Source organism: Salinisphaera sp. C84B14, from assembly GCF_040361435.1.
Lineage (GTDB): Bacteria > Pseudomonadota > Gammaproteobacteria > Nevskiales > Salinisphaeraceae > Salinisphaera.
This window is the reverse complement of record NZ_APNL01000017.1, coordinates 35,363-60,741: the sequence shown is the minus strand read 5'-3', so window position 1 is coordinate 60,741 and position 25,379 is coordinate 35,363. Positions and strand designations below refer to the sequence as shown.

General features: G+C 61.4%; 23 protein-coding genes, 1 tRNA gene and 1 pseudogene. 17 read left to right on the top strand and 8 right to left on the bottom strand.

Annotated features, from left to right (window positions below; translation table 11 throughout):
- Positions 1-163: 163 nt before the first annotated feature.
- Both C84B14_RS14405 and C84B14_RS14400 read left to right on the top strand, forming a co-directional pair.
- Positions 164-904, top strand: a complete 741-nt coding sequence (locus tag C84B14_RS14405) for an LOG family protein (protein WP_348766788.1) — start codon at positions 164-166, stop codon at positions 902-904.
- Positions 905-909: 5 nt separating this feature from the next.
- Positions 910-2,088 carry a M14 family zinc carboxypeptidase gene (locus C84B14_RS14400; RefSeq protein WP_353225113.1) on the top strand — a complete coding sequence of 393 codons (1,179 nt, stop codon included), beginning with the start codon at positions 910-912 and terminating at the stop codon, positions 2,086-2,088.
- Positions 2,089-2,124: 36 nt separating this feature from the next.
- Here C84B14_RS14400 and C84B14_RS14395 read toward each other — a convergent pair whose 3' ends face one another.
- Complete coding sequence (locus tag C84B14_RS14395; protein WP_353225111.1) at positions 2,125-2,853, bottom strand: TIGR04282 family arsenosugar biosynthesis glycosyltransferase; 729 nt, start codon at positions 2,851-2,853, stop codon at positions 2,125-2,127.
- A gap of 50 nt (positions 2,854-2,903) precedes the next feature.
- Between C84B14_RS14395 and C84B14_RS14390 the strand changes: the two genes are divergently transcribed.
- A tRNA-Ala gene (locus tag C84B14_RS14390) sits at positions 2,904-2,979 on the top strand.
- 133 nt (positions 2,980-3,112) lie between these two features.
- On the opposite strand, the gene C84B14_RS14385 is transcribed toward C84B14_RS14390, so the two are convergent.
- A complete protein-coding gene (locus tag C84B14_RS14385) occupies positions 3,113-4,063 on the bottom strand; it encodes an IS481 family transposase (RefSeq protein WP_353225109.1) in 951 nt (316 codons plus the stop codon).
- A gap of 255 nt (positions 4,064-4,318) precedes the next feature.
- Here C84B14_RS14385 and C84B14_RS14380 point away from each other — a divergent pair, with 255 nt between their 5' ends.
- From C84B14_RS14380 to C84B14_RS14370, 3 genes are all read left to right on the top strand, one after another.
- Positions 4,319-6,268, top strand: coding sequence for an FAD/NAD(P)-binding protein (locus C84B14_RS14380; protein WP_353225107.1), 1,950 nt, complete (start codon positions 4,319-4,321; stop codon positions 6,266-6,268).
- A gap of 74 nt (positions 6,269-6,342) precedes the next feature.
- Positions 6,343-7,416, top strand: coding sequence for an NAD(P)H-dependent flavin oxidoreductase (locus C84B14_RS14375; RefSeq protein WP_353225105.1), 1,074 nt, complete (start codon positions 6,343-6,345; stop codon positions 7,414-7,416).
- Positions 7,417-7,576: 160 nt separating this feature from the next.
- On the top strand, positions 7,577-8,758 hold the full coding sequence (locus tag C84B14_RS14370) for a hypothetical protein (RefSeq protein ID WP_353225103.1): 1,182 nt from the start codon (positions 7,577-7,579) through the stop codon (positions 8,756-8,758).
- Here the strand turns inward: C84B14_RS14370 and C84B14_RS14365 are convergent.
- On the bottom strand, positions 8,755-9,687 hold the full coding sequence (locus C84B14_RS14365; protein ID WP_353225101.1) for a LysR family transcriptional regulator: 933 nt from the start codon (positions 9,685-9,687) through the stop codon (positions 8,755-8,757). The two genes, C84B14_RS14370 and C84B14_RS14365, sit on opposite strands and share 4 nt — an antisense overlap.
- A 140-nt stretch (positions 9,688-9,827) precedes the next feature.
- Here C84B14_RS14365 and C84B14_RS14360 point away from each other — a divergent pair, with 140 nt between their 5' ends.
- The gene (locus C84B14_RS14360) at positions 9,828-11,015 is read left to right on the top strand and encodes a YbfB/YjiJ family MFS transporter (protein ID WP_353225099.1); all 1,188 of its coding nucleotides are present in this window, start codon (positions 9,828-9,830) and stop codon (positions 11,013-11,015) included.
- Positions 11,016-11,269: 254 nt separating this feature from the next.
- Here C84B14_RS14360 and C84B14_RS14355 read toward each other — a convergent pair.
- Positions 11,270-12,361 (bottom strand): annotated as a pseudogene (locus C84B14_RS14355) (IS3 family transposase).
- A gap of 922 nt (positions 12,362-13,283) precedes the next feature.
- Here C84B14_RS14355 and madL point away from each other — a divergent pair.
- Together madL and madM are read left to right on the top strand one after the other, a co-directional pair.
- Complete coding sequence (gene madL, locus C84B14_RS14350; RefSeq protein WP_293624040.1) at positions 13,284-13,694, top strand: malonate transporter subunit MadL; 411 nt, start codon at positions 13,284-13,286, stop codon at positions 13,692-13,694.
- Positions 13,687-14,454, top strand: coding sequence for a malonate transporter subunit MadM (madM, locus tag C84B14_RS14345; protein ID WP_353225097.1), 768 nt, complete (start codon positions 13,687-13,689; stop codon positions 14,452-14,454). Before madL ends, madM begins: the two co-directional genes overlap by 8 nt.
- A 10-nt stretch (positions 14,455-14,464) precedes the next feature.
- Here the strand turns inward: madM and C84B14_RS14340 are convergent, their stop codons facing one another.
- Complete coding sequence (locus C84B14_RS14340) at positions 14,465-15,367, bottom strand: LysR family transcriptional regulator (protein ID WP_353225095.1); 903 nt, start codon at positions 15,365-15,367, stop codon at positions 14,465-14,467.
- Between the two features lie 113 nt (positions 15,368-15,480).
- Between C84B14_RS14340 and mdcA the strand changes: the two genes are divergently transcribed.
- From mdcA to C84B14_RS14300, 8 genes are all read left to right on the top strand, one after another.
- The gene (mdcA, locus tag C84B14_RS14335) at positions 15,481-17,127 is read left to right on the top strand and encodes a malonate decarboxylase subunit alpha (RefSeq protein WP_353225093.1); all 1,647 of its coding nucleotides are present in this window, start codon (positions 15,481-15,483) and stop codon (positions 17,125-17,127) included.
- A complete protein-coding gene (locus tag C84B14_RS14330; protein ID WP_353225091.1) occupies positions 17,127-18,059 on the top strand; it encodes a triphosphoribosyl-dephospho-CoA synthase in 933 nt (310 codons plus the stop codon). The genes mdcA and C84B14_RS14330 overlap by 1 nt, the downstream gene beginning before the upstream one ends.
- Positions 18,040-18,348 (top strand): malonate decarboxylase subunit delta, encoded by a 309-nt coding sequence (locus C84B14_RS14325; protein ID WP_353225089.1) that lies wholly within the window; start codon positions 18,040-18,042, stop codon positions 18,346-18,348. The genes C84B14_RS14330 and C84B14_RS14325 overlap by 20 nt, the downstream gene beginning before the upstream one ends.
- Complete coding sequence (locus C84B14_RS14320) at positions 18,345-19,214, top strand: biotin-independent malonate decarboxylase subunit beta (RefSeq protein WP_353225087.1); 870 nt, start codon at positions 18,345-18,347, stop codon at positions 19,212-19,214. The genes C84B14_RS14325 and C84B14_RS14320 overlap by 4 nt, the downstream gene beginning before the upstream one ends.
- Positions 19,211-20,026, top strand: coding sequence for a biotin-independent malonate decarboxylase subunit gamma (gene mdcE, locus C84B14_RS14315; protein ID WP_353225086.1), 816 nt, complete (start codon positions 19,211-19,213; stop codon positions 20,024-20,026). Before C84B14_RS14320 ends, mdcE begins: the two co-directional genes overlap by 4 nt.
- A complete protein-coding gene (locus C84B14_RS14310; protein WP_353225084.1) occupies positions 20,026-20,724 on the top strand; it encodes a malonate decarboxylase holo-ACP synthase in 699 nt (232 codons plus the stop codon). The genes mdcE and C84B14_RS14310 overlap by 1 nt, the downstream gene beginning before the upstream one ends.
- A 5-nt stretch (positions 20,725-20,729) precedes the next feature.
- Positions 20,730-21,659, top strand: coding sequence for an ACP S-malonyltransferase (locus C84B14_RS14305; protein WP_353225082.1), 930 nt, complete (start codon positions 20,730-20,732; stop codon positions 21,657-21,659).
- Between the two features lie 245 nt (positions 21,660-21,904).
- Positions 21,905-23,122 carry a Bcr/CflA family multidrug efflux MFS transporter gene (locus tag C84B14_RS14300; protein WP_353225080.1) on the top strand — a complete coding sequence of 406 codons (1,218 nt, stop codon included), beginning with the start codon at positions 21,905-21,907 and terminating at the stop codon, positions 23,120-23,122.
- A gap of 76 nt (positions 23,123-23,198) precedes the next feature.
- Here the strand turns inward: C84B14_RS14300 and C84B14_RS14295 are convergent, their stop codons facing one another.
- The 3 genes from C84B14_RS14295 to C84B14_RS14285 all read right to left on the bottom strand — a co-directional run bounded on the left by C84B14_RS14295 (position 23,199) and on the right by C84B14_RS14285 (position 25,352).
- Positions 23,199-23,879: a hypothetical protein gene (locus tag C84B14_RS14295; protein ID WP_353225078.1), complete on the bottom strand. Its 681-nt coding sequence runs from the start codon at positions 23,877-23,879 to the stop codon at positions 23,199-23,201.
- Between the two features lie 185 nt (positions 23,880-24,064).
- The gene (locus C84B14_RS14290; RefSeq protein WP_348766801.1) at positions 24,065-24,493 is read right to left on the bottom strand and encodes an organic hydroperoxide resistance protein; all 429 of its coding nucleotides are present in this window, start codon (positions 24,491-24,493) and stop codon (positions 24,065-24,067) included.
- Positions 24,494-24,599: 106 nt separating this feature from the next.
- Positions 24,600-25,352, bottom strand: coding sequence for a dienelactone hydrolase family protein (locus C84B14_RS14285; protein WP_353225077.1), 753 nt, complete (start codon positions 25,350-25,352; stop codon positions 24,600-24,602).
- Between the last annotated feature and the right edge of the window lie 27 nt (positions 25,353-25,379).

Below are 25,379 nucleotides of genomic sequence, written 5' to 3'. Positions count from 1 at the left end.
TATTACGTCCTGTTATAGGTCCGATCGCAAACAATTCAACCATCGTTTGAAACATGACGAATTGATTCATGTCAGCACAGATCGCCGGCGGCCGTTTTCACGCTGATATACTCGCGCGAGCGCCGAATCCGGCACACGACGATTTGACCTCACCGGGGTTTGAATGACCAAGGCCTATGAAGACGCTGAGTTCATGCTCAGCGATGAGGCGCGCTCGCTGCGCCTTCTCTCCGAATATCTCGAACCCAGAGCGCGGTTGAAAGAACTCAATGTGCATCGTGCGTTGATATTCTGGGGCTCGGCGCGTCTGCGTCCGATCGAACCCGATCCGGTCGACGATACCGTGGACTTCTATGCAGAAGCCCGCGAGCTGGCAGCGCGAATGACGCGCTGGACCATGCAGACACACGACGCCGATTCCCATTACTATGTGTGTACCGGCGGTGGGCCGGGCATCATGGAAGCGGCCAATCGGGGGGCGGCGGACGTCAACCGCGATCTGTCGATGGGCTACAATATCGAGCTGCCGCATGAGCAGGGGGCGAACGCGTATATCAGCGATGAGCTGAACTTCGAGTTTAAATACTTCTTCATGCGCAAGTTCTGGTTCATGAACGTCGCCAAGGCGCTGATCATATTTCCGGGCGGCTTCGGCACCATGGACGAACTGTTCGAGATGCTCACACTGATACAGACCGGCAAACAGCCGCGTATCCCGGTTGTACTCTATGGTAAGAAGTTCTGGGATCGACTCATCGATTTCGATGTGTTCGTGGAAATGGGGCTGATAGCAGAGCGCGACATCGACCTGTTCTATCGGGCAGACTCGGTCGATGACGCATTTGATTTCCTCACCGATGCGCTTGCGCAGGATACGGTGACCGCACAAAGCCGGCACGGCTGACTGTCATGGCTAACGGATCTTTCAAGAAAAAGGGCAGCGCCCAGGGCGGCGCGAATCCGAATCCCAAGGTGCTCGTCGCCGGGTGGATCGGCAGCATGGTGCTGGTGGCACTGGTCACCGTACTGGTCACCTATAATTTCTCCGATGAGGGCTCCGAGCCGGAGGCCAGCGCGCCGGAACAGGTGGCACAGAACCAGCCCGACAAGGAGGTGGTGGAATCCTCTGCCGACGCCCGCATCGAGAGTCCACAAGAACCGGGCGATGACCAGATGGCCGCGAACGAGCCGGCGCCCGAGCCCGAGCCACCGCAGTTCATGCCCAATCTGCAGTTCATCGGCCGTCAGGGCATCGTCCAGCTCGCCGGCGCGAACATGCCGCCGAGCGATGTGGTGGCCGGCTGGTGTCGCGAGCTTGCCGAGCGCGTGGGCGGGGTGGATACCTCGGACTGCATGTCCGGCGCTTTCGCGGACTCGGGCCACAAGTCGGTTAACGGCCGCCCGCTGGTGATGCGCAAGATCGAGCCCTCCAAGCAGCAATCCCAGTCGGGGCGGGTTCTGCTGATTGCCGCCACCCACGGCGATGAACTCAGTTCGGTCGGCACGGTATTCAGCTGGATGAACATCATCGCCGACAAGGGCACGCCGTATGCGTGGCAGGTTGCCCCGGTGCTCAACCCGGACGGTCTTTTCCACGAGCCGCCGACGCGTGTGAACGCCAACGGTGTCGATCTCAACCGTAATCTGCCCACCGCCGGCTGGGCCAAGGAGTCGCGCGATTACTGGCGCCGCGTCGGCTTCGAAAAACGTCGTTTCCCGGGTGAAAGCGCGGGCAGCGAGCCGGAAAACAAGTGGCTGGCCGAGCAGGTTCGCGAGTTCAAGCCGGATGTGATCATCTCGCTGCATGCGCCGTACGGCCTGCTCGACTACGACGGCGACTTTCCCGCGCCGCGCAAGATGGGGAGCCTGAATCTGCATCGCCTGGGCGTCTATCCCGGTTCGCTGGGCAACTACGCATCGCGTATGCAGGGCATCCCGGTGATCACGGTGGAACTCGATAACGCAGACGAGGCACCGGGCGAGCAGGAAATTGCGCAAATGTTTACCGATCTGAACGAATGGCTGGATCGCTATTTCCGTAGCGTGCGCCAGGCCAGCGCCGGCAACGGCGCCGCCGAAGCCGGCTAAGAGCGCCTCCTGTGCCGTGCCTGCGTGGCGCGGCGGCTATTCGCCCGGATCGTAAGAAGGTCCGGGCGGTCCGCGCCCCGGCATGCTCGCCGCCCGTGCCAGCGGGGCGCGCAGCCCCCGCGATAGCTGCTGCCAATCCCGGCCCTCGTCGATATCCCGGCGCGCGGGCAGGCGCTCGAGGTCGAGCCCCAGAGCCAGAGCGCGCGTTCGGGTAGTTCGCGCCACCCGCGAAGTACTCCACGCCGGTCCACGGAAAACGCGGGCGTTGGCCCGGCATAGCCCGATCGCCCAGTAACCGCCGTCGTGCGTAGGCGCTAGCCATGCGCTGTGGCCGTGCCTGAGCTGCGCCAGGGCCTGATCCAGCCAAGAACCTTCAAGTTCAGGTTGATCGGTGCCCATGAGTATCACCCGGTCGCTCATTTGCAGCGCCTGACGTACGCCCTGGGCCATGCGATAGCCCAGAGGCCCATTGGCCTGGCGCCGTCGTATGACGCCATAACGCGCGGCCAGGCGTACAAACACGGGGTGGCGCGGGCTTGGTGAACAGGCCAGCGTCACTCGGCCGGGCGCCAGGGCACAGGCACGGGCCACCGCGTGTTCAAGCATCGCGCGATACAGCCGCGTCGCGCGTACGTTACCGAGCTGGCGCGCCAGGCGCGTCTTACACTGGCCGACGATCGGTGCCTTGGCGAACACCCAGATCGCGAAATCCGCTCGTGGCGGGCTTTGCGGCTTTGCAGAAAAAAGGGGGTTGGCAACAGGCATAAGCCTGCTATCATACGCCGCTCGCTCGCAGGGATGCGGGCACAGAATCTGGGGCCGTAGCTCAGTTGGGAGAGCGTCGCGTTCGCAATGCGAAGGTCGGCGGTTCGATTCCGCCCGGCTCCACCAGTACAGGGTCCAACGTGATCTACAGAAGCCCGGTAAGCCCAGCGCTGCCGGGCTTTTTTTGTGCCCGTAGTGTCCCGCAGGGGGCTACTGCACTCCGGTTTAGGCGGTTGGGTATCCAAAAGGGATAGGTGGCCTAGTTGTGTAAACCCACCACATTGTTCACGGATAAGCCCAGGCGGCTGATCGGTGGTTTGTGCTTCAGGCTGGCATGGGGTCGGTGCCAGTTGTAGTCATGCAGCCAGTACGGCAGATAGGCCGCGGGCTCGTCGGCGTTCTGATAGACATGGGCATACGCCCATTCGTGTAGCGCGGTCTGGATCCAGCGTTCGGTCTTGACGTTGGTACGCGGCCGGTACGCCTGCGTGCGCCTGTGTTTGAGTCCGAGTCGACGACAGGCCTTGGCAAAGCGCCTGGATTGATAACAGGCGCCATTATCAGTGAGCACCGCTTTGAACCGCACGCCCAGACGACGGTAGTAACGCAAGGCCGCCATTAGCGCTCGGACCGCGCTGGCCGCGGTCTCGTCCGGCCAGATCGTGGCGTGCGCGACCCGGCTGTGGTCATCGATGGCCATATGGACATAGTCCCAGCCGGCACCGCGGGACTTGCCGCGTCGATCGCCCGTGACGCGATGGCCGGGGCGCGTAAAACGATTCACTTTCTTGATATCTAGGTGCAATAGATCGCCCGGCGCGGCGTGTTCGTAGCGCTGCGCAGGCTGTGAGGGTTCAAGCGCCGACAATCGATTCAAGCCGGCGCGTTGAAGCACGCGCGCAACCGTCGCGCGGGGCACGCCGGTCTGGCGCACGATCGCGCGATAAATAAGCCGTTGTCGGCGCAACCGGATAATACGGCTGCGCTGCGCTTGGCTCAGCCGGTGCGGACACCGTCGCGGTCGACAGCTTCGATCCGCCAACCCGGCCCAGCCTTCGCGTCGATAGCGATCCAACCATTTGTAGACGGTGCGTGGACTAACGGCCATGGCCTGGGCGACATCGACAGGGCTGAGTCCTTGTTCGACCACGCGCCGCACCAGCACCTGTCGACTGTGCGTCGTGAGTCGCGCATTCTTTTGCGTGTTCATCCGGGTCGCTCCTTACGTCTGACGGATTTCAGCACCCATCAGCTTCAAGGCTTGCGGCTCGGATGAACAATCTACTGAGAGGTCACACCTACAGCCCCGCCTAATGCGCCACGATTTCGATGCAACACCGCCGATCGAATTGGAGCGTTTTTATCGATCAATTCCGAGTACCGTCTGCGAGCAATCGCTTTAATCGATTGATACGAACATCAAAAAGTATTGGCTCATGGCCATTGAATAATTTAGCTTTACCTCGTGTTCGAAAATTATTATTTTCACACCGTGAGGGCGGGAATGATGGAGAGCAATGCTGAGAGTCTTGCGCTGATCGGCCTGGGGCCTCGAGGAATCAATGTGCTTGAGCGGCTTACGGCTTTCGCCAGCCTGCGTGAAAAGTTTCCGCTACAACGCATTTACTTAATCGATCCAACAGCCTCAGGCGAGGGCATCCATGAGATCGAGCAGCCAGATCATATGCTGCTTAATACGGTCGCTTCACAAATCACTATGTTTATGGACCATACGGTCGAAGACTCAGGGCCGATATTGCCAGGCCCAAACTTGCATGACTGGGCATTACTAAACGCACCTAAGTATCTTGACGATGGGCCGAACACTTATCTACCCAGGAAAGTGTTCGGTCGGTACATGCGATGGGTTTACAGCTATCTTTCTGAACGATTAGCGCGATATTGCGACGTGATTCCCGTTCGGCATAATGCGGTGGAACTCGAACGCGAACCCGGCGGGGAGTTTCGCCTAGCTCTTGAGAACGGCGAGAACTATTTCGTCGACAACGTGATCCTGACTACGGGCCATGCAAGCGTAGAAGGGGACTCGTTCGATAAACGATGTCAGCAGTTCGTTGCTGACCATAAGCAGGATAATCCGCACCTTCGCTACGTGGCTCCTTGTAAGTCGAGGATGGCCGAACAACTAAAAGATGTGGCGCCAGCCGCGAAGGTCGCGATCCAGGGCATGGGCCTGACTGCGATCGACGCAGTAACAACACTTACGATCGGTCGTGGCGGCTGGTTCAGTAGGGAACATAATAGCGATGGGATGAAATACCATCCATCCGGAAAAGAGCCCTCGATTATCCTGTACTCACGAAGCGGACTTCCACTTTCCGCTCGTGCGGTCAACCGAAAGCGCGACGACGAACAGCATCAAGCGCGTTTTTTCACCCCCAGGGCGGTCTCCATGTTGAAGACACTGCATGGAAAACTTGATTTCGAGACGCATGTTTTGCCGTTGCTAATGCGGGAAATGCGCCACGCATTTTTCCTTTCTCACGCCAGCCGTTGTGAGGGCAATCAATTTGCTCGTTTGCTTGATCTCTCAATGTCTGACAGCGATGAGAGTCGGGCTGACGAGATCTGCGCAGCGTTCTTTCCAGACGCGAAACTGCTGTCGTGGACGCAGCTGAGTGATCCAATACCATCTGAGGCTCGATCAAATTACCCAGCGTTTCGTGACTGGCTTCTAAGGTTCTTTAGAACCGATGTGCAGAACGCATCCGAAGGCAACGTCGACAATCCATATAAAGCCGCTTGCGACGTTCTCCGTGATACGCGCGACGTGCTTCGCTCATGCATCGACCACGGCGCGCTAACGGCCGACTCGCATCGGCGCTTCAAAAGCAACTTTCTTCCGGCGATGAATCGTCTCGCGGTGGGCCCGCCTCTAAATCGAATGTGCCAGTTGATCGCTCTGGTGAAGTCGGGGCACGTCTGCATGGACTTCGGACCGGGGCCAGATATGCAGCTTGATAGCGAAAGAAAGGCGTTCACTGTAACCAGCAAACTTCCGGAAGGCCCGTGCTTTGCTGCGGACGTGCTCGTGAGGGCGCAGATTCCTCATAGCGATCCACTCACTGACATCTCGCCACTTATGAGAGCGATGATCGATAACGGACTCGCTCGCCCCTTCCAGAACGAAGACTACTCGCCGGGCGGGATCGACGTAGATCGCAATCAACGCGTCATCGACCGCAATGGCCATCCTCAACCGAATGCGTGGGCACTCGGAACAATCTGCGAGGGCGCGAAGTTCTACACCTACATCGTGCCCCGACCCTACGTCAAATCTACAGCTCTAGTCGATGCCGCTGGCGTGGTCAATGACCTCCTTGAACGCATTTCCAGCCGCGCTTCTGATCGATCGACTTCGCTAGAAGACAGAGTTCCATTGCTCCAAATGTGAACTAACAAATACAGCGGCCTCAACAACTCCACTTCACCGCAAGTGAGATGCTCCAAGTGCAAGATGGAATCAACATGCTAACCAACAACTCAACATTTGCCGAATTGTTCGGCGCTAAAACACCCATTTTTCAGGCGCCTATGGCCGGCGTCGCCACGCCGCAACTCGCCGCCGCAGTAAGTGAAGCCGGCGCGGTTGGTGGACTCGGCTTAGGCAGCAGTTCTGTCGAAAAAGCCGAGAAGGCAATCGCTGAGACACAGGAGCTCACGTCAAAGCCTTTCAACGTGAACTTCTTTTGCCACAGACCGGCCGCTTGTTTGGAACAAACTCGGCAAGAATGGATCAGCAAGCTTTCGGAGCATTTCCGAAATAACAATGCCGCGCCGCCCACATCGCTAACTGAGGGCTATTCTCCGTTCGATCAAGATCCCGACGTGCTGCGCATGCTGCTCCGGCGCAAACCCGCGATTGTAAGCTTCCATTTCGGTCTTCCTGACCAATCTGCAATCGACGCGATACAAAGCTACGGCGGAAAGGTCATCACATGCGTGACCAACACCGCCGAAGCCCGAAAATCCGAACTAGCTGGTGTCGACGCGATCGTTGCTCAAGGGGTCGAAGCCGGTGGCCATCGCGGAAACTTCGACGCAAGTCGTGACGATGAAATCGGGCTGCACACACTGGTCCAGCTCGTCCGTAAGTCGGTCAACATACCGGTGATCGCGGCAGGGGGAATCATGAACGGGTCCAGCATGCGCGCCGTGATGAGCCTCGGAGCGATCGGAGTTCAGCTCGGCACCGCTTTCATTCTCTGCCCTGAATCCTCGGCGACCGAAGTTCATCGGGCTAAACTCAAAAGTCACGCCGCTTATCAAACTCAGATAGTGCGCTCGATCTCTGGCCGCCCCGCTCGTGGTATCAGTGGAATTTTTCAAGAGACAATCGAGCCGCTCGATTTAGAAACGATTCCTGACTATCCGGTCGCTTACTCCGCGGCGAAGATGCTTAACGCCGAAGCCAAGAAAGCGGGCAACGGGGAGTTTTCTCCAAACTGGGCGGGGCAGGGCGCCCCGCTTGCCCGTGAGCTTACTGCTCGTGACATGGTTCAGACGTTGATGACGGAGTTCGCCGAATATGAAGGGAGCTAGATCGCGTGTGGCAGCAGCCTGCCACACGCGCGTCTCATGTCTTTTGCTGATCTGCCTATTCCTTCGGACGCTTACTCATCCAGTTTCTATCGGCTCCAGCGCCGCGCTTTGGGGTGTTCCAATTGCGGCACTATACCTCTTTACCACACACTTCAAGAATGTGGCTAGGGCGCTGTCTGGCCGCATCGGTTTAATCGCCATCGCGATCGCGTTGATACTGTGCCTATTTACGGCCGGTTCCCCGAATTTACTTGATGGATTGAATCATTTCGACTCGGTTCTGCTTCTTCTCATTGGTATCGGGTTGCTTCGGTCATACCTGATCGACAAGAATCTGAATCAGGTTGTCGCCGGCACGCTCGCCCAAGGCTGGATCAGTGGCTACGTCTCACGTCTGTTCGGTCTCTACACAGGGTTGGCGCTCTTTCTGAGTTTGGCACTCGCCCCGATAATCGGGTCATTGGCACGAACATCGGGCCTTGATGCAAAACGCCACGCCGTGATCGCTATGCGCGCAATCTGTGCCAGCATGTTTCTCTTGCCGACCACCGTGGGCGCAGGCGCTGTCAATGCATCGTTGCACGATTTTCCGCTCCTAAAGGCCGTAGTGTTTGGATCGCCAATCGCCGTGCTATCGATGTGGCTCTCGGTAATCGAAGGAGAGTCTAATGCCGTACAAGGTCAGCTTGCAGATCGACCATCGCCTACACCAGCGGATCGATTCGCGCTAAGCTCAGCCACCGCTGCCTTCATCGTATTGGCTATCACGATAAAGGTAGGTCTGAACGCAACCACGGTCTCGGCTATTGCTTTAGCTATGACAACCACAGGCTGCGCAGGGATTTGTCTATCGCATAGCGTCAACGATCTGAGCAAGCGTATAGAGGCTCTCATCTCGAAAACTATGCCTCAGATCACGCTGTTTCTAGCTTCCGGTCTGCTGATGGCCGCTGTGAGCGGGTTCGTGCCAGCGGCGAGGTCAGCATTGTCCGACGGCATGCTCGATGTCCTCGGCGCGAGTGCTGTTCAGATTTTCCTTATTACAGTGGTACTACCGGCACTGTCGGTAATTGGACTCCACCCTATGCTGCTATGGGCTATTTTCTTCCCGCCGCTGCATGAAGTTACTCATATGCCCGACCTGGTCGAGTATCTCTGCTGGATATTCATGTTCGTGTCGGCTCAACTCATATCTCCCGTGTCCATCAGCGTAATCCTAACGAGCGCTTCAGTCGAACGCTCAAGTTGGGAGATGAGTTGGGGCTCTCACGGCCGACATATCGTGATGTTGACAGTACCTACAGCCACTTACCTCTATCTTCTCGACCTCGTATCAATCTAGCTCACGAAGACGGTCTCGTCGGATTGTTCTTGAGAGCCCACGCCCCCGCGCTCAAACGGCTCAACCTTCCTGCTATTGATGAGAAGCTCCCGGAACGAACTCACCGCAGCGGTCGAGCCATGTGACTCGTGCGATACGAGATAAGTAGTCGCTAGTGCGATCTCGTCTTCAACTGTTGTAATGTATAACCCAAAATCTCTGGCACGGGCCTCGACAGCGCTACGCGGAAGAAGCGCGAAGCCCATCTCCGCGGACGCGCAACTTAATATAGTCTCGATCGATCCGAACTCGAAAATCTTGACGTGGTGGATACCTCGCGCCGCAAGGAACAACTCTATTTTATGCCGATAATGGCAACCTTGTCTGAAAGCAAAGAAAGGTGACTCAGTCAAAGCAGACGCATCAGACACATCAGCGACTGGTGCGCCAGAGATCAACACAAGCTCTTCTTCGAAAAGCGGCGTCGACCGCAAGCTGGGGTGATTGACCTTGCCGCCGACCAAGGCGCAATCGAGGTCACCTTCCAGCACGCCCGAGTATAATTCAGATGTCGGCGCGGTCTTCAATTCTAGGCGGACCGAAGGATAGAGCCTATGATATCGGGTTATGACCGTGCCCAAGCGAACGGCTGCTGTCGTTTCCATCGAACCGATGCGCAAGTAGCCAGACGGCTCAGTATCGGGCCGAAAAGCGTCCACGGCAACGGTATGGGCATTAAGTATGCGATCCGCGTGCTCGAGCAACAGACGGCCTGCCGCAGTTAGTCGTACACCACCCTTACGAACGAATAACTGAACACCGAGCTCTGCCTCAAGCTTTTTGATATGACTGGTCACATTCGACTGAACGGTATGCTCGAACCGTGCGGTCTCGGCAAAGCTACAATTTCTGGCAAGCGTCTTGAACAGGCGCAGTGATCGGAACTCCATTGCCTCTCCAGCAAGTTATTCTGCCGTAGCTACTGCTTCTTATTACATCTTTCAAACAGATTGTATCTATCTTTCTAAAGAGTTTTCAACGACCGACTGACTCTGTGAAAGTTAAGTTTCATTTCCTCCGACGATGAATAATGCAGTTCCTAAAAAATAATTGGAGAGCAACCTTAATTGGTTCCAGCGCGACGTTCATCGGAATCGGGCTGGAACGATTCGCTTTCACGCCGTTAATTCCAACCCTTATCGCGCAAGACTGGTTCGATAATTCCGAGGCTGCCTTCCTAGGAGCAGCCAATCTGTTGGGTTATCTTTTTGGTGCAATTAGCGCCAAGCGTATTTCAGATCGCTTCGGCGATGCGCGGCTGATAATGGTCGCTGTCCTTTTCTCCGCGCTGAGCTTTCTGCTATGTGCATGGCCTGAGCCTTTCAGCTGGTTTTTTCTGTGGCGACTCATATCAGGCATTACCGGGGGGTGGCTTATGGTGATCGGCCCATCGATCGCTATCTCACATACTAAACATGAAGACCGCCCCGTCGTGGGCACGCTCGCTTTCATGGGCATCGGCGCAGGTGCCGTTCTATCGGCTGTTTTTATTCCTCCGCTTCTCGAAGTAAATCTTACAGTTGCGTGGTTAGTATTGGGCGGCATGGTGGTGGCAGTTGGAATGGCGGCTATAGCGGCTGCATCAGGTTTACCGTCAGTAAAATCGATTCAGCCGGGGCGCGCTCCCGAAATCACGTTTGCTAAGCTCGATCGCGCCCCTATTATCGCTGTAATACTGGTTTTGATCGCTTATGTTGGTGATGCTATCGGCTTCGTGCCGCATACCGTCTTCTGGGTCGATTTTCTGGAACGTGACGCTGGCTTGCCGGTCGAGGCAGCCAACTTGCAGTGGGCTCTGTTCGGATTCGGCGCTCTGCTCGGCCCGATCGCGGCTGGTCGTGTCGTATCAATCGTTGGTTGGAACAAGAGTCTATTCGGAGCGTTACTACTCAAAGCCGTTGCTGTAACGCTGCCGTTTATAACGGTGAGCCTGATTGCTCGTAGTTTTTCGTCTGTAGTCGTGGGCGCACTGGTCCCAGGCGTGGTGGCCCTCACATCAGGTCGAATCGCTGAGCTCGTAGGCTCAGAGAATCATAAGGCATTTTGGGCAAAGGCGACCGCTGCATTTGCTTTGGGGCAAGCCGCCTCGGGCTACGCAATGGCTGAGGTGCTATTACTGACAGGCGAATATCGACCGCTGTTTTTGATCAGTGGTCTGGTCCTCCTGATATCGTCTATTAGTGCTCTATCTTCGCATTTTGTGAAAGCAAAAACTTAGCTTGTTGCGTCCTTCTATCGAGGCCGTATGTATTGCGGATATCCCACTTGCGACTAGTAGCGCTTACTAGTCGGGGCTCGCGAAAGACACGTATCTGGTGAGCATTTTACAGTTCACGCACACATTGGGCGCCGCGTGACTGAGGCGCTCTGGCTGTAACGGATACACAGGTCGGTAGGCAATTCTGGCGGAGGTGTCCTGTGACCGCGACCATACCCCGATTTCAGTAGCGTTTCGACCCAGAGTCCCAGGGTTTAAATGGCCGCCTCTGCGGCCATTTGCGTAGCATAGTCAGCGGGCGTCAGCCCGCTGAGTTCTTTTTTCGGTCGCTCCTCGTTGTACTCCCGATGCCAGCCTCGGATGATCGTGGTGGCATGGGCGAGGCTTACGAACCAGTGCTCGTGCAGGCATTCATCTCGGAAGCGGCCGTTGAAGGACTCGATATAGGCGTTCTGGTTCGGTTTGCCGGGCCCGATCTGCTTGAGCTGCACATCGTTGTTGTGTGCTCGGTTCAGCATGGCCTTGCCAATGAATTCAGGCCCATTGTCTGATCGCATGATCGCCGGCAGGCCGCGGGTGAGCGCCAACTCATCAAGTACACGGGCGACTTGCGTGCCGCTCATTGATCGACCGGGCACGAGTGCCACGCACTCGTGCGTGGCGTCGTCGACGATGCCCAGAGACTTGATGGCACGGCCATCGGCGACTCGATCGAACACAAAATCCATCGACCAGACTTCGTTCGCCTGAGCGGGACGTATCAACGGCTGCCGGTCGGATATCGGTACCTTTTTTCGGCGTCTTCGTCGAACCTGCAGGTCTTGCTCGGCATAGAGTCGTTCGACGCGCTCGTGGTTGACGGTCCAGCCGGCCTAGCGGAAGCTTGAGATAGATCATCGGCGCGCCGTAGCGACGATAACGCTGTGCCAGACGCAGAATCTCGGCTCGCAAGCGTTCGTTTTGATCCGGCGCAGGCTGATACCGGAATGTGCTGGCACTCATGGCCACCACGGCCAGCGAGCGCCGTTCGCTCAACCCGCGCTTACCCATAAACCGCACCAGCTCGCGCTTGGCTGCTGCGGCTACCATTTTTTTCGCAAGGCCTCGCGCGTGACTTAGTTTTCGAGCATCGACTCGGCTAAGAGCCGCTCCAAGCGACTGTTCTCGGCCTCGAGCGCCTTCAGACGCTTCGCGTCCGAGACGTCCGTGCCGCCGAATTTGTTCCGCCACGTGTAGTAACTGCCTTCCGAGAAACCGTGTGGACGGCACAGCTCTTTAACTGGCGTACCGGCCTCGGCCTCTTTGAGAAAACCAATGATCTGCTCTTCGGTATAGCGCTTCTTCATGTCCAATCTCCAGAGTTCGGGTGATTGAACTCTAGATCAGCGTGCTACTCAATAACGGGGTATGGTCGGGGGGGGGGGGTCAAAGCCATCTAGTACCGCCAGCCAGAGTCGGTATCAGGTTGGGATATTTTGATAACCGCCGGGCGTAACCTGTTGATGAATCGGGACCGAATTGACAGGTATGAAAGAGTCCGGCTCCACCAGTCTGCGAAAAGGCCGCTCATCGAGCGGCCTTTTTCTTGCGCGTAATTAATGCGTTTCGCAAGGCCAGGGTGTGTGGCCCGGGCAGACGTGCCATCGTGCTTCGGCTTCAAGCCGAGATGCCGGTGCCGGGTATCGCGCCGCAGCGCCGTGTGCCGGCTAAAAGCCTGTGCCCCGCCTGTGCTCCGAGCCGCCCGACGTGATGAAGGCAGCCAATAGCTCGTTTCCTCTCGGCCGGATAAGCGCAGCGCGCCATCGCCGTCGCGCCCTACGCGGGCGGAGGCACGGCCGCATCTTCGCCATCTTCTCGTCGCCACACCGAAGATCGTCATCCAGGCTGGCCACAGCGCCAATCTTTATTGCTGTGCTGAAAGCCGATATCGCCAGGGCCGAATCCCCCGGACCGAATCCCCAGGCCCAGCGTCCGTCAGAAAGACTGCGTGCCCGCGCCCGGGGCGGATCGGCTCATGGGGCGGCAGCCCCTGTCGGCGTGAGACCGAACCGTTGATCCCACGCGTCGGCGTGGCGAACGACCGTCGGGCATCGCCTCGAATGCGCGTATTTTCTATGACCATCGTCGTAGGCACGGTCTTCCAAGCGACTGATTCAGCGAGGCATTTATATTCAGGCTAAGACGCTTAACACGGTATTCGTTGATTGGGCGCACGCGGCTGTCGTTCACTCGTCGTACAACGAAAATGACACAACGAGAGGAGGAGCCATGATCATTTATGGTGTGGCGTTGCTGGCCGCCTGCATGCTCGCGGGCAATATCATCGGCGAGCTCATCGGCATGGCCATCGGCGTGAGTTCGAACGTCGGCGGCGTGGGCCTTGCGATGTTGCTGCTGGTGTTCGTGGTTTACCGGCTACAGAAAGCCGGTTGCCTGGATACCTCGTCGCGGCGCGGCGTCGAGTTCTGGAGTTCGCTGTATATCCCGATCGTGGTGGCCATGGCGGCCAGCCAGAACGTGGTGGGCGCGGTCACCGGTGGCCCGGTCGCTCTGGTGGGCGGCCTGGCCGTGGTGGCCGTGAGCTTTGCGCTGGTACCGGTCATTGCGCGTCTGGGCCAGGGCAAGTATGCGGTGGCCCTGGACGATATCGAAACCGAGCGGGGTGATCGCGATGCATGAACGCCTCGTTGACGTATTCACCAGCAACGGCCTGATTACCGCTTTTGCGGCGGTGGGCCTGCTGATGCTGGTCTGCAATCTCGTATCCAAGCACCTCACCGGCGGGCGGATTCACGGCTCCGCGATCGCCATCGCGGCCGGGCTGGTGTTGTCCTATCTCGGCGGGGTGGCGACCGGCGGCGAAGACGGGCTGGCCGACGTGGCCCTGTTTTCCGGCCTGGGGTTGATGGGCGGCTCGATGCTGCGCGATTTCGCCATCGTCGCCACGGCCTTCGGCGTCGACGTGGAGGAGCTGCGCAAGGCCGGCCTCAACGGCGTGGTCGCCTTGTTCGTAGGCATCATCATGCCGTTTGCGCTGGGTGGGGCCATTGCCTATGCGTTCGGTTATACCGATCCGGTATCGGTCACCACGATCGGCGCGGGGGCGGCGACCTATATCGTCGGCCCGGTGACCGGCAGCGCGATCGGGGCCAGCTCCGATCTGATCGCGCTCTCGATTGCCATCGGGCTGGTGAAGTCCATCTCGGTGATGATCATCACGCCGGCCGTGGCGCGTTCGATATCGCTCAACAATCCGTCGGCCGCTCTCGTTTTCGGCGGCATGATGGGCACGACCAGCGGCGTGGCCGGCGGCCTGGCGGCCACCGATGCGCGCCTGGTGCCCTACGGCGCGATGACCGCGACCTTCTACACCGGGCTGGGCTGTCTGCTGGGGCCGTCGGTGCTGTATCTGGTGGTGCGTGCGCTGCTCGGCGGCTAAGGCGGGCGTGCTAGCCGGTGACCGCGATCGCGGCCTTTTCGAGGGCCGCGATGCGTTCATCCGCGCGCCGCGACTTCAGATAGCACAGGCCGATGGTCTGGGTGACGCGCTGATTCTCGACGACAGGCGAGAAGGCCAGCGCGCCGGGGTAGATGTCGTCGATGCGTTTGGGCAGCAGGGCGTGGCCCACGCCGCCCTTGACCAGGCTGGTGAGCGTGAATATGTCGTTGGCCCGCAGGGCTACTCGAGGCGTAATGCCGGCCTCCAGAAACATGCGATAGCTGTCGCGTCCGGTAGAAAACTCCTGCGACAGCATCACGAAAGGCTCGCCGTCGTAGCGGCGCAGGTCGACCGGCGCATCGCCCGCGGACTTGGCATCGGCGGCCTGGGCAAGATGGATTTCGTCGTCGAACAGCGTCTTGACGATGCGATGTCGGCGCCGGCTCAGCTCGTGCACGCAGATCAGCGCCGCGTCGATATCGCCGGCCTGAAGCTTGTCTTCGAGATCGGCGTTGGAGCCGAGCACCAGCTCGATATCGCAGTCCGGCACCTCGGCCTTGAGCGCGTTGATGATCCGCGGCACCAGGGCAACGGTGAGCGAGTAGAGCGAGCCGATACGAAAGATGCTGGGCGAGATGCCGGCGGCAGCGCGGGTATCGTCCACGCTGCGCTGGATGCGTTCGATGATGTCGCTGGCGTGGCGTTCGAGCACGAAGGCCGAATCCAGCGGCTCGAGCGAGCGGCTGCGGTGGGCGAACAGCGGACAGCCCACGGCGGCTTCCAGCGAATGGATGGCCTTGTGCACCGACACGCTGGACAACGACAAGGCCTCTGCGGCCCGCGCCAGATGGCGTTCGCGCATGAACACGAGAAAGATCTCGAGTTTGCGCAGGGTGATTTCATCGCTGCTCACAGGTATTCCCCGAGACGTTGCCGTTCCACGTTAACGAAGCAAACAACAGGTTTATTGAACCGGTGCGTAGCGCATTCTAACGTGAGCGTGCTTCGCGCAAGCCAGGACCCCTTATGACACAACGCCAATGGACAACGCGCCGCGACGACAAGCAGGCCCGCATAGGGCAGGTTGCGCCGTGGCTCACCGGCAAACAGCTGCCGGCCGAGCGCATCACCGATGCCCTGTATGCGCTCATCGCGCCGGGCGATCGGGTGATCGCGGAGGGCAACAACCAGAAGCAGGCCGATTTCCTGTCGTGCGCGCTCGCCGAGCTCGACCCCGAGCGCATCCACGATCTGCACATGATCCAGCCCAGCGTCGGGCGGCCCGAACATCTGGCGGTGTTCGAAAAAGGCATCGCGCGCAAACTGGACTTCGCTTTTTCCGGCACCCAGAGCCATCGTATCGGCGCGCTGATGATGGACGGCACGATCGAGGTGGGTGCAATCCATACCTATATCGAACTGTATGCGCGCCTGTTCGTGGACCTGATCCCCAAGGTGGTGCTTACCGCCGCCTTCAAGGCCGACCGCGACGGCAATCTCTATACCGGCCCGTCGACCGAAGACACGCCGGCGCTGGTGGAAGCCGCGGCCTTCTCGGGCGGTATCGTCATCGCCCAGGCCAACGAGATCGTCGACGACGTATCCCAGCTCGACCGTGTCGATATCCCCGGCTCCTGGGTGGACGTGGTCGTACAGGCCGACAAGCCGTTCTATATCGAGCCGCTGTTCACCCGTGACCCGCGCCATATCACCGACGTCCAGATCTTCATGGCGATGATGGCGCTCAAGGGCATCTATGCCCAGCACGGCGTGCAGTCGCTCAACCACGGTATCGGCTTTAATACCGCAGCCATCGAACTGTTGCTGCCGACCTATGGCGAAAAGCTCGGTCTGCGCGGCAAGATCGTGAAAAACTGGGTGCTCAATCCCCACCCCACGCTCATTCCGGCGATCGAATCCGGCTGGGTGGAAACGGTGCACTGCTTCGGCACCGAGCTGGGCATGGAAAACTATGTCGCGGCCCGGCCGGACGTGTTCTTTACCGGCGCGGATGGCTCGCTGCGTTCCAATCGGGCGTTCTGCCAGCTTGCCGGCCACTATGCTGCAGACATGTTCATCGGCTCCACGCTGCAAATGGACGGCGACGGGAACTCCTCGACGGTCACCACCTCGCGGGTATCCGGCTTCGGCGGCGCCCCCAATCTGGGCTGCGACGCGCGCGGGCGTCGCCATGCCACGCCGGCCTGGGCCGATCTCGCCCCCAGCACCGACCCGATGGCGCGCGGGCGCAAGCTGGTGGTGCAGATGGTCGAAACCTTCCAGGCGGGTTTGAAACCGACGTTCGTGGACCGCCTCGACGCGGTCACCGTTGCCGAGAAAGCCGGCCTGGATCTGGCGCCGGTCATGGTCTATGGCGACGACACCACCCATCTGCTCACCGAAGAAGGCCTGGCCTATCTCTACATGGCCGAATCACTGGACGAACGACGGGCGATGATCGCGGCGGTCGCCGGCGTCACGCCGCTGGGTCTAAGCGCCGACGCAGCCACGACCAAACGCCTGCGCGAGCAGGGCAAGGTCCGTACGCCCGAGGATCTGGGCGTGAGCCGTACCGAAGCCACGCGTTCGCAGCTCGCGGCAAGCAGTATCGCGGATCTGGTCGACTGGTCCGGCGGGCTTTACGAGCCGCCGGCGCGTTTTCGGAGCTGGTGATGACGATAGCAACGACAGGCACAGCCGTACGCGTCGATACGCTGGCCGGCGTGCTGGCGCGCGCGGCCAGCGACGCGCTGCGCGCGGAAGTGGACCTCACCCCCAAGCCGGGGCTGGTGGACCGGCGCGGCAGCGGCGCGCATCGGGACATGAATCGTGCCCTCATGCATGCCTCGGTGGATGCGCTCGAAGTGGGTTTTTACGATATGGCAGCTGCCTCCATCGAAGAACATGACCCGGCCACGCTGCGTGCCGAGCTCGGCCTGCTCGGCCGCGAAAGCGAAGCACGCATGATGCTTGCCACCGACGGCGTCAATACCCATCGCGGTGCCATCTGGTGTCTGGGACTGATCGTGTCGGCCGCGGCACGCCGCCCGAGTCGATGGCATGCGGATACGCTACTGGCAGAAGTGGCGGCAATGGCTGCCATCGACGATCCGGCCGTATCGCCGGCGCGTCGCTCGAACGGCCAGCGCGCCGTACAGCGTTATCAGGTCGCCGGCGCGCGCGGCGAGGCCTGTCGCGGTTTCCCGCCGATACGCGAAGCCGGCCTTGCCATGCTGCGTCGGGCAAGAAAGGCGGGCTGCAGCGAACGCGTCGCGCGGCTGAATGCGCTGCTCGCCATCATGACCGTGCTCGACGATACCTGCGTGCTCAGTCGGGCCGGGCGTGCCGGTCTGCTGCGCGTGCAGGGCGGGGCGGCGACGATTATCGAGCGCGGCGGCGCGGGCACGCGGGCCGGGGCACGCGAACTCGCGCGCTTCGATCGCGAGCTGTTATCCATGAATGCCTCGCCGGGCGGCAGCGCCGATCTACTCTCGGCCACGCTGCTTATCGACGCACTGGAAAACGCGGCCGGTCGCGACTGGCCGCTGCGCTGCAATGGCGAACAATCCGCCCAGGAGAATGAATATGCAACGCTTATCGCTTGATTATCCGGCCGGTGACCCGGCCGCAAAGCGGGCGCTGGCCGGCGTGGTCGGCTCCGGCGATCTGGAAGTGCTGCTGGAGCCGGCCCAAAACGGGCGTTCGACGGTAGCGATCACCACGTCGGTCGACGGCGTGAACGATATATGGACAGCGGTGATCGATCGCATCTTCGCCGATGCCGAGCAGCCGGCGGTCGCGCTCGAGATCAACGACTTCGGCGCCACGCCGGCGGTGGTGCGGCTGCGTATTGCCCAGGCCATGGAACAGGCCGCCAGCGCCGGGAGGACATGATGGACAGCGCAGACCTATTGCAACGCGAAAGCTTCGTCGAAAAGAGCGCCCGCCAGCGGGTGCAGTATCTAGTCGACGCCGGCAGCCTGCGGGAACTGCTCGACCCCTTCGAACGCCTGAGTTCCCCCTGGCTGCCCCTGCAGGACATCGTGACCCAGGCCGACGACGGTGTGGTCATTGCCCGCGGCACCATCGACGGCGTGGTCGTCGTGGTTGCCGCGATCGAACCGGCGTTTCAGGGCGGCTCGATGGGCGAGGTCGGCGGGGCGAAGATCGCCGGCGCGCTTGAGCTCGCACTCGAAGATGCACGCGCCAAGACCCCTGTCGTGCCGGTAATTTTGTTCGAAACCGGCGGCGTGCGCCTGCAGGAAGCCAACTGCGGACTGGCGGCGATTGCCGAAATCCATGCCGCGATCGTTGCCCTGCGTGAGCATGTGCCGGTGGTTGGTGTCATCAGCGGGCCGGTGGGCTGTTTCGGCGGCATGTCGATCGCGGCCGGGCTGTGCTCGACGCTGATCGCCACCCGCGAAGCCCGGCTGGGGCTCAACGGCCCGCAGGTGATAGAACAGGAAGCCGGCGTCGACGAATTCGACTCCCGCGATCGGCCCATGATCTGGAGCCTGACCGGCGGTGCCCAGCGCCATGCCACGCATTTCGTGGATACGCTTTGCGACGACGACAGCGCCGAAATTCGTGCCGCCGTCGCCAACGCGGTGGCGCGACCGGTGGGCGATCTGGCTCGCACCCAGGCGGTGGAGGCGCATCTGGAAAGGCTGCGCGCTCTGAATACCCAGCGCCGCGCCGACGCCGCATGGGCGCGCGAGGTCATGGCGCAGGAAATTCACGGCTCGGGAGATCCGTCATGAGTACACAAGAGCAGGGCTCGCGGGGCGCGGCATGGCTCGCCGCGCTTACCGACAATGCCGCCCGCGTTGCGGGCTTTCCGGCCAGCGTGCAGGTCGTCGATGGCGCGATCGACGAGCGCAGCGCGCGCTATATCGCGGTCGTGCCCGATGCCGACAACGCCTATCCGCGGGCGCGCGGCGGTGAAGTCGGTCTGGTCGAAGGCTGGGCGCTGGCCCAGGCGGTCAGGCAGGTCGTGGCCGCCGACGCCGGCGCAGCGCAAAAGCGCGCCATCGTCGCGGTCATCGATGTGCCCAGCCAGGCCTACGGGCGCAGCGAGGAAGCCTTCGGCATCCATCAGGCGCTGGCCGCCGCGGCCGAGGCCTATGCCGTGGCCCGCGAGGCCGGCCATCCGGTGCTCGGGCTGATCGTGGGCAAGGCCATGTCCGGCGCGTTTCTCGCCCATGGCTATCAGGCCAATCGATTGATCGCGCTCGACGATGCCGGCGTGCAGGTGCATGCCATGGGCAAACAGGCCGCCGCCCGAATCACCCAGCGTACCGTCGAAGGCGTGGAACAGCTGGCCGAAACGATCACGCCCATGGCTTACGACATCGCCAGCTTCGATCGCCTGGGCCTGCTGTTCGCCCGGGTGTCGGTCGCCGATGCCGAGCGGCCGCACGGCGAAGATGTGGACCACGTACGCCAGACCCTGAGGCGGGCGCTGGCCGACATCGGCGAGGATTTCAGCTTGGCAGCGCGGCTGCACGCCGACGGTCGCGCGGCGTCGGTGAAAGTGCGCGAGCGTCTGCGTGCGCAGTGGAACGGCGATTGATGTCACCCGCCTCGGGTGACTACAGCGAAGGCGCGGCTGGGTGCCGCGCGGCCCGCCCGCACGACCTGCTGTGGTGCGCGCAGCAAAGCGTTGGTGATGAGGCGCCGGCCTGGGCGAATCCGCTGATCGCCCGCGGCGGGCCGTTCGTGGTGCGACGCGCGCCACGCGTTTGCGGCCGCCTGCCGGTGGGCGTACGCGGTGCGCAGCGCAATCAACGCTTCGCCACGACCATCGCCACAGAACAGGTAATGAAAACCGTGACGCCGGAGCAGTGCGCGGCGTTTATCGAACAGCCCACGGCAGAACGCCGACGGGCCATCCCGGCACTCGCGGCACTGCCGGCGCTGGCCGCCGCGCTGGACGCGCACGGCCAGTGCGGGGGATTGACCGGCGCCGTCGGCTACGAGCTGGCCACCGGCGAAGCCAGCTGCCATGCCGCGTCGGATATCGATGTGCTGCTGCGGCTGCCGCAACGGCTCACCCGCCGCGATGCGGCCCGGATCGTCGCCTCGCTGGCCGTGCTCGCGGCGCGCTGCGATATTCAGATGGAAACGCCGTCCGGCGGGGTGGCACTGGCCGACTGGGCGGGCGACCACGACAAGGTGCTGGTCAAAAGTGATCAAGGGCCCTTTCTTTGTGCCGACCCCTGGGCAGAGTCCGTGCCCCACCAGCGGGCCTCGTACACGGCCGCGGGCTGATTGCCATGGGCGTCGTATTTACCTTTGCCGGCCAGGGCGCGCAACGCGCCGGCATGCTCGCAGAACTGCCGGATAGTGTGGCAGTGCGCGATACATTGGCCGCAAGTGCGGATGTTCTGGAATGCGAAGTGGCGGCGCTGGATACGGACGATGCGCTGGCCGGCACGGAATCGGTCCAACTGGCTCTGACCGTTGCCGGCGTTGCTGCGGCCCGGCATCTTGTCGCCGAGGCAGGCGCGCCCGACGCGGTGATGGGGCTTTCGATCGGGGCCTGGCCCGCGGCCGTGATCGCCGGCGCGATCGACTATGCCGATGCGCTGCGCCTGGTTGCCCGGCGCGGTCGGCTCATGGCCGAGGCTTATCCGCAGGGCTACGGCATGAGCGCGGTGATCGGCCTCGACGAAACAACGGTTCGGGCACTGATTGCCGAGCTCTATCGTGACGACGCGCCGCTGTATATCGGCAACATCAACAGCGATACCCAGATCGTGGTCGCGGGCGGCGACGCCGGGCTGGAACGCCTGGCCGATAAAGCCACCGAACGGGGCGCCGCACGCGTACAACGCCTGGATATGGCCGTGCCGTCGCACTGCGAATTGCTCCAGGCCCCCGCTCAGCGCCTGGCCGAGGCGGCGGCCGATACGGTATTCAATGCCCCGAGTTGTGCCTATTTCAGTGCGAACCGGCGGCGCCGGCTCTGGCGTGGTGCCGATATTCGCGACGATCTGATCTACAACATGGCGCGCACCGTGCACTGGGCGGCCAGCGCGCGCATCGTGCACGAAGCCGGCTACGAACTCGCGCTGGAAATGCCGCCCGCGCGGGTGTTGACGCGCCTGCATCCGGGCATGGATGGCCCGGGCGAGGCCGTGGCCGTCATCGATGCCGGCTGGCATAATGCCGCGGCCCTATTGGCCCGGCACCGAAACCGCTGACTGCGTCAGCAGTTTCCAATGCCGTGGAACGAAAGGCTGGCCGCTGTTCGTCGTTTCGTCCAATGGCTTCACGACCGTTGGCCGTGGCGCGTGTGCTTTCGCACACGCGTGATATCCACCCGAAAAATCAACGATTGAATAATCTATCTTAGGGCCGGGTTAATAATCCGGCGCGCCCCAGCGGGCTGACCCTGCCGCCGCGCCTGCGGCGCTGCCGGCGCCCCGCATCCCAAGGAGCCGCCTGCATGGCCACGTCCCTCGAAAGCCGCGCGGCATATTTCGTATTCATTGCCGTACTCGGCATGCTGACCGCGGTTACGCCGTTGTCGATCGATATGTACCTGCCGGCGATGCCGGGCCTGGCTCGCGAGTTCGCGGTCGATCCGGCGTACGTACAGTACAGCCTGAGTCTGTTCTTCCTGGGTCTGGCGGCCGGCCAGTTGACCTACGGTCCGCTCTCCGATCGCTACGGGCGGCGGCCGATACTGTATTTCGGCCTCGGCCTGTATCTGGTCGCCTCCGTCGCCTGTGCCCTGTCGGAGTCGGTCGGCATGCTGATTGCCGCGCGTGCCGTTCAGGGCTTTGGCGCGGCGGCCGGCCCGGTCATGTCGCGGGCGATCGTACGGGATCGTTTCCACGGCTCGAAGGCGGCGAGCGTGATGTCGTTCGTGGTGATGGTGATGGCCACCGCGCCGTTGCTGGCCCCCATTGTGGGTGGGCTGGTGCTCAAGTTCGCCGCCTGGCAGGGGATTTTCTGGCTGCTCTGCGTTTACGCGCTGATGTGTCTGGTCGCGTTGACGGTGCTGCTGGGGGAATCGCATCCGCCGCAGCGGCGTATCCGCGATCGCAGCCTGCTGGCCCAGTACGCGGGTTACCTCGCGCTGCTCAGGCGCGGCCCGATCGCGCTGTTTCTATTGTGCGGCGGGCTGATGTTCGGGGCGCTGTTCTCGTACGTCGCGGCCAGTTCGTTCGTCTATATCGAACAGTTCGGGATCGACGAATCCCTGTTCGGCTTTTATTTCGGCGCCAATGTCTTCGCCATGCTCATCGGCACCGCCAGCAACGGCCGGCTGGTGATGTTTCTCGGCTATCGCATGCTGCTGGGCGTGGCCGTGCTGAACACGATGGCCTGTTCGCTGGTGCTTCTGGCGACCACGCTGACCGGATTCGGCGGCTTCTGGGGCGTGGCGATACCCTTGTTTTTCCTGCTATCCACGGTCGGTGTGGCCGGCGCAAATACGGTTGCGGGTTTGCTCGATCTGGCGCCGGATGCAGCGGGTGCGGCCTCGGCACTGTTCGGCGTGGTGCAGTTTTCCTGCGGCGCGGTGGCGACCTGGGCGGTGGGCGCGTTCGGCGGCGATGCCGTGGCCATGGCCGCGGTGATGTGCCTGGCTTCGGGCGGGTCGACAATGGCGTATATCGGGCTGCGGCTATTCACGTCCGCGCAGCCTGCTCAGCGCTGAGGGCCCGCCGTGGGCCGGTAGAAACGGGCGCGCGCTGCGCTTTCGGGCCGGGCTGGGCGCGCCGATCACAGCACGCCTAAAAGGCGACGATGAGCCCCATCCCGAAGGCGATATCGTCGCGAAAGTCGTCGTCTTCGTTTTCGATCAGCCGGTCGTCATTCAGGCCAAGCCCACCCAGCAGGGCAACGCGCTGGTTGATCCAGTTCTGCTTCATGAAGCCGCGCAGGCCGTATTCGGACTTGAACAGGTTATAGCTTTCGACTTCCGGCGCCTGCTTCTGAAACTGGCTTACATCCAGCGGGTTGGGCCGGGTCCTGGTGGTCGCGGCTGCGGCCTGAGCGCGCGCCGCATGATCGGGCGCGTCGAATGCGTTCTGGACGTTCAGGTCCAGTGTCTCGTTTGGGTCGTTCTCGACAAACGCGTCGCTGGTTTGAGCATCCACGCTCTTGGCCGCGGGCGCAGGCTTTGCTGTCTTCCGGGACGGCGCAGGCTCATGCTCGACGAGGCGATTCGCGCCGTCTAGGCGCAGCGTCATTTCTGTCACCGGGCTGGGCGCGGGCGTTGTCGCCGCGGGTTCTGACCGTTCGACCGGCCCCGGTTGCGAAGCACTCCAGCCCTGCGGCGCGGGAACGGCCGGCTCCTGTGACTGCTTACCGTACCACCAGGTGCCCGCGGCAAGCGCGCCGACCACCGTCAACGACAGCGCGGCGATATTTCGGGAACGAGCAAAGGCGTGCGTTTTCATCGCTTCATCCATGACTGAACGTCAAAGAAGCCGGATATTCCGTATTCGGGTCAGATAGTTCAAAACGTATCATCGCGCGATTTCGCACGCTGCACAATACGTAACAAAACGGGCGGCTCGTGGATCGCGAACCGCCCGGGGCGCGCGTCGTCATCGGCGACGCACGTTTACCGCGTATTTTATTGACGTCGGCTGAGCTAGACCTGAACGTCGAGCGTGACGTCAATATTGCCGCGCGTGGCGTTGGAATAGGGGCAGACCTGATGGGCCGCCTCGACCAGCTTGTCGGCCTCACCCTTGTCCATGCCCGGCAGCGAGATATTGAGTGTGACCTCAATGCCGAAGGCCTCGCCGGAGGGCCCGATGCCCACGTCGCCGGTCACGCTCGTGTCCTTGGGCAGTGACACTTTCTGTTTGCCGGCCACCACCTTCATCGCGCCAATGAAGCAGGCCGAGTAACCGGCCGCGAACAGCTGCTCGGGATTGGTGCCGTCGCCGCCGGCGCCGCCCAGAGCTTTCGGTGTATCCAGTTTGAGATCGAACTCGTTGTCGGCGCCGGTTGCTCGGCCGTCGCGTCCGCCTGTCGCCGTGGCCTGGGCCCGATAAAGAACCTTGTCTACTGCCATGTCGTGATCCTGTTTCTGAGTTATTCGTGGATGAATGTTGTGCGCAATATGATTCGATTCAAGAACGCCCGGCCATTGCGCCTGCCCAGCCTTGCCACGGCAAGTTCTAGGCGGCCTTGCCCAGACATTCTTCGAACAGGGTCAATAGCCGTTTGAAATGACGCGCATCGGCACGGGCGTCGTAGACGGGCGCATCCTTTGCGGTATAGCCGTGGCCGGCACCTTTGTAGAGTTCGGTACAGAAATGCACGCCGGCTTCGGCCAGGGCCTGGTCGAGCCGTGCGATCTGCTCGGGTGGCAACAACGTATCGCCGTCGGCATGCCCGAAATATAGCTGTGCCTGAATCGATTCCACGTCGTGAATGGGGCTGTCCGGATCGTCTGCCCTGGCAAGATTCGCGGAGTGGAAACCCGCGGCCGCGGTGATGCGTTCCGGGTGCCAGGCCGCCATGCGCAGGGCGAAGGCGCCGGTCATGCAGTAGCCGACAACACCCACGGTAGCCGAATCGAACTCGGGGGCGTCGTCGACAGCCGATAGCCAGGCGGCAAAGTCCTGGCGTTGTGCTGCAGGGGTCAGCTGGGCGGCGTATTTGAACAGCGTGGGACGGACGTCTTCATCGCGAAAAGACTTGCCTTCGGGAACGACCGCACCGTGGCCATGGCGATAATAGACGTTGGGCAGGAGCACCGCATAACCGCCGTCGGCCACGATCTGGGCTTTCTCGTGATAGCAGGGGCGCAGTCCGCCGATGTCGGTGAGGAGGATGACCGCGGGCAGGGCGCCAGGCGCGTCGGCGGGCGTAAAAACATGGGCGTCGATACGGCCATCGGCGCTGTCGATTTCGATACGATAACTCATGGGCTACGACCGGCTCGCAAGCGAATA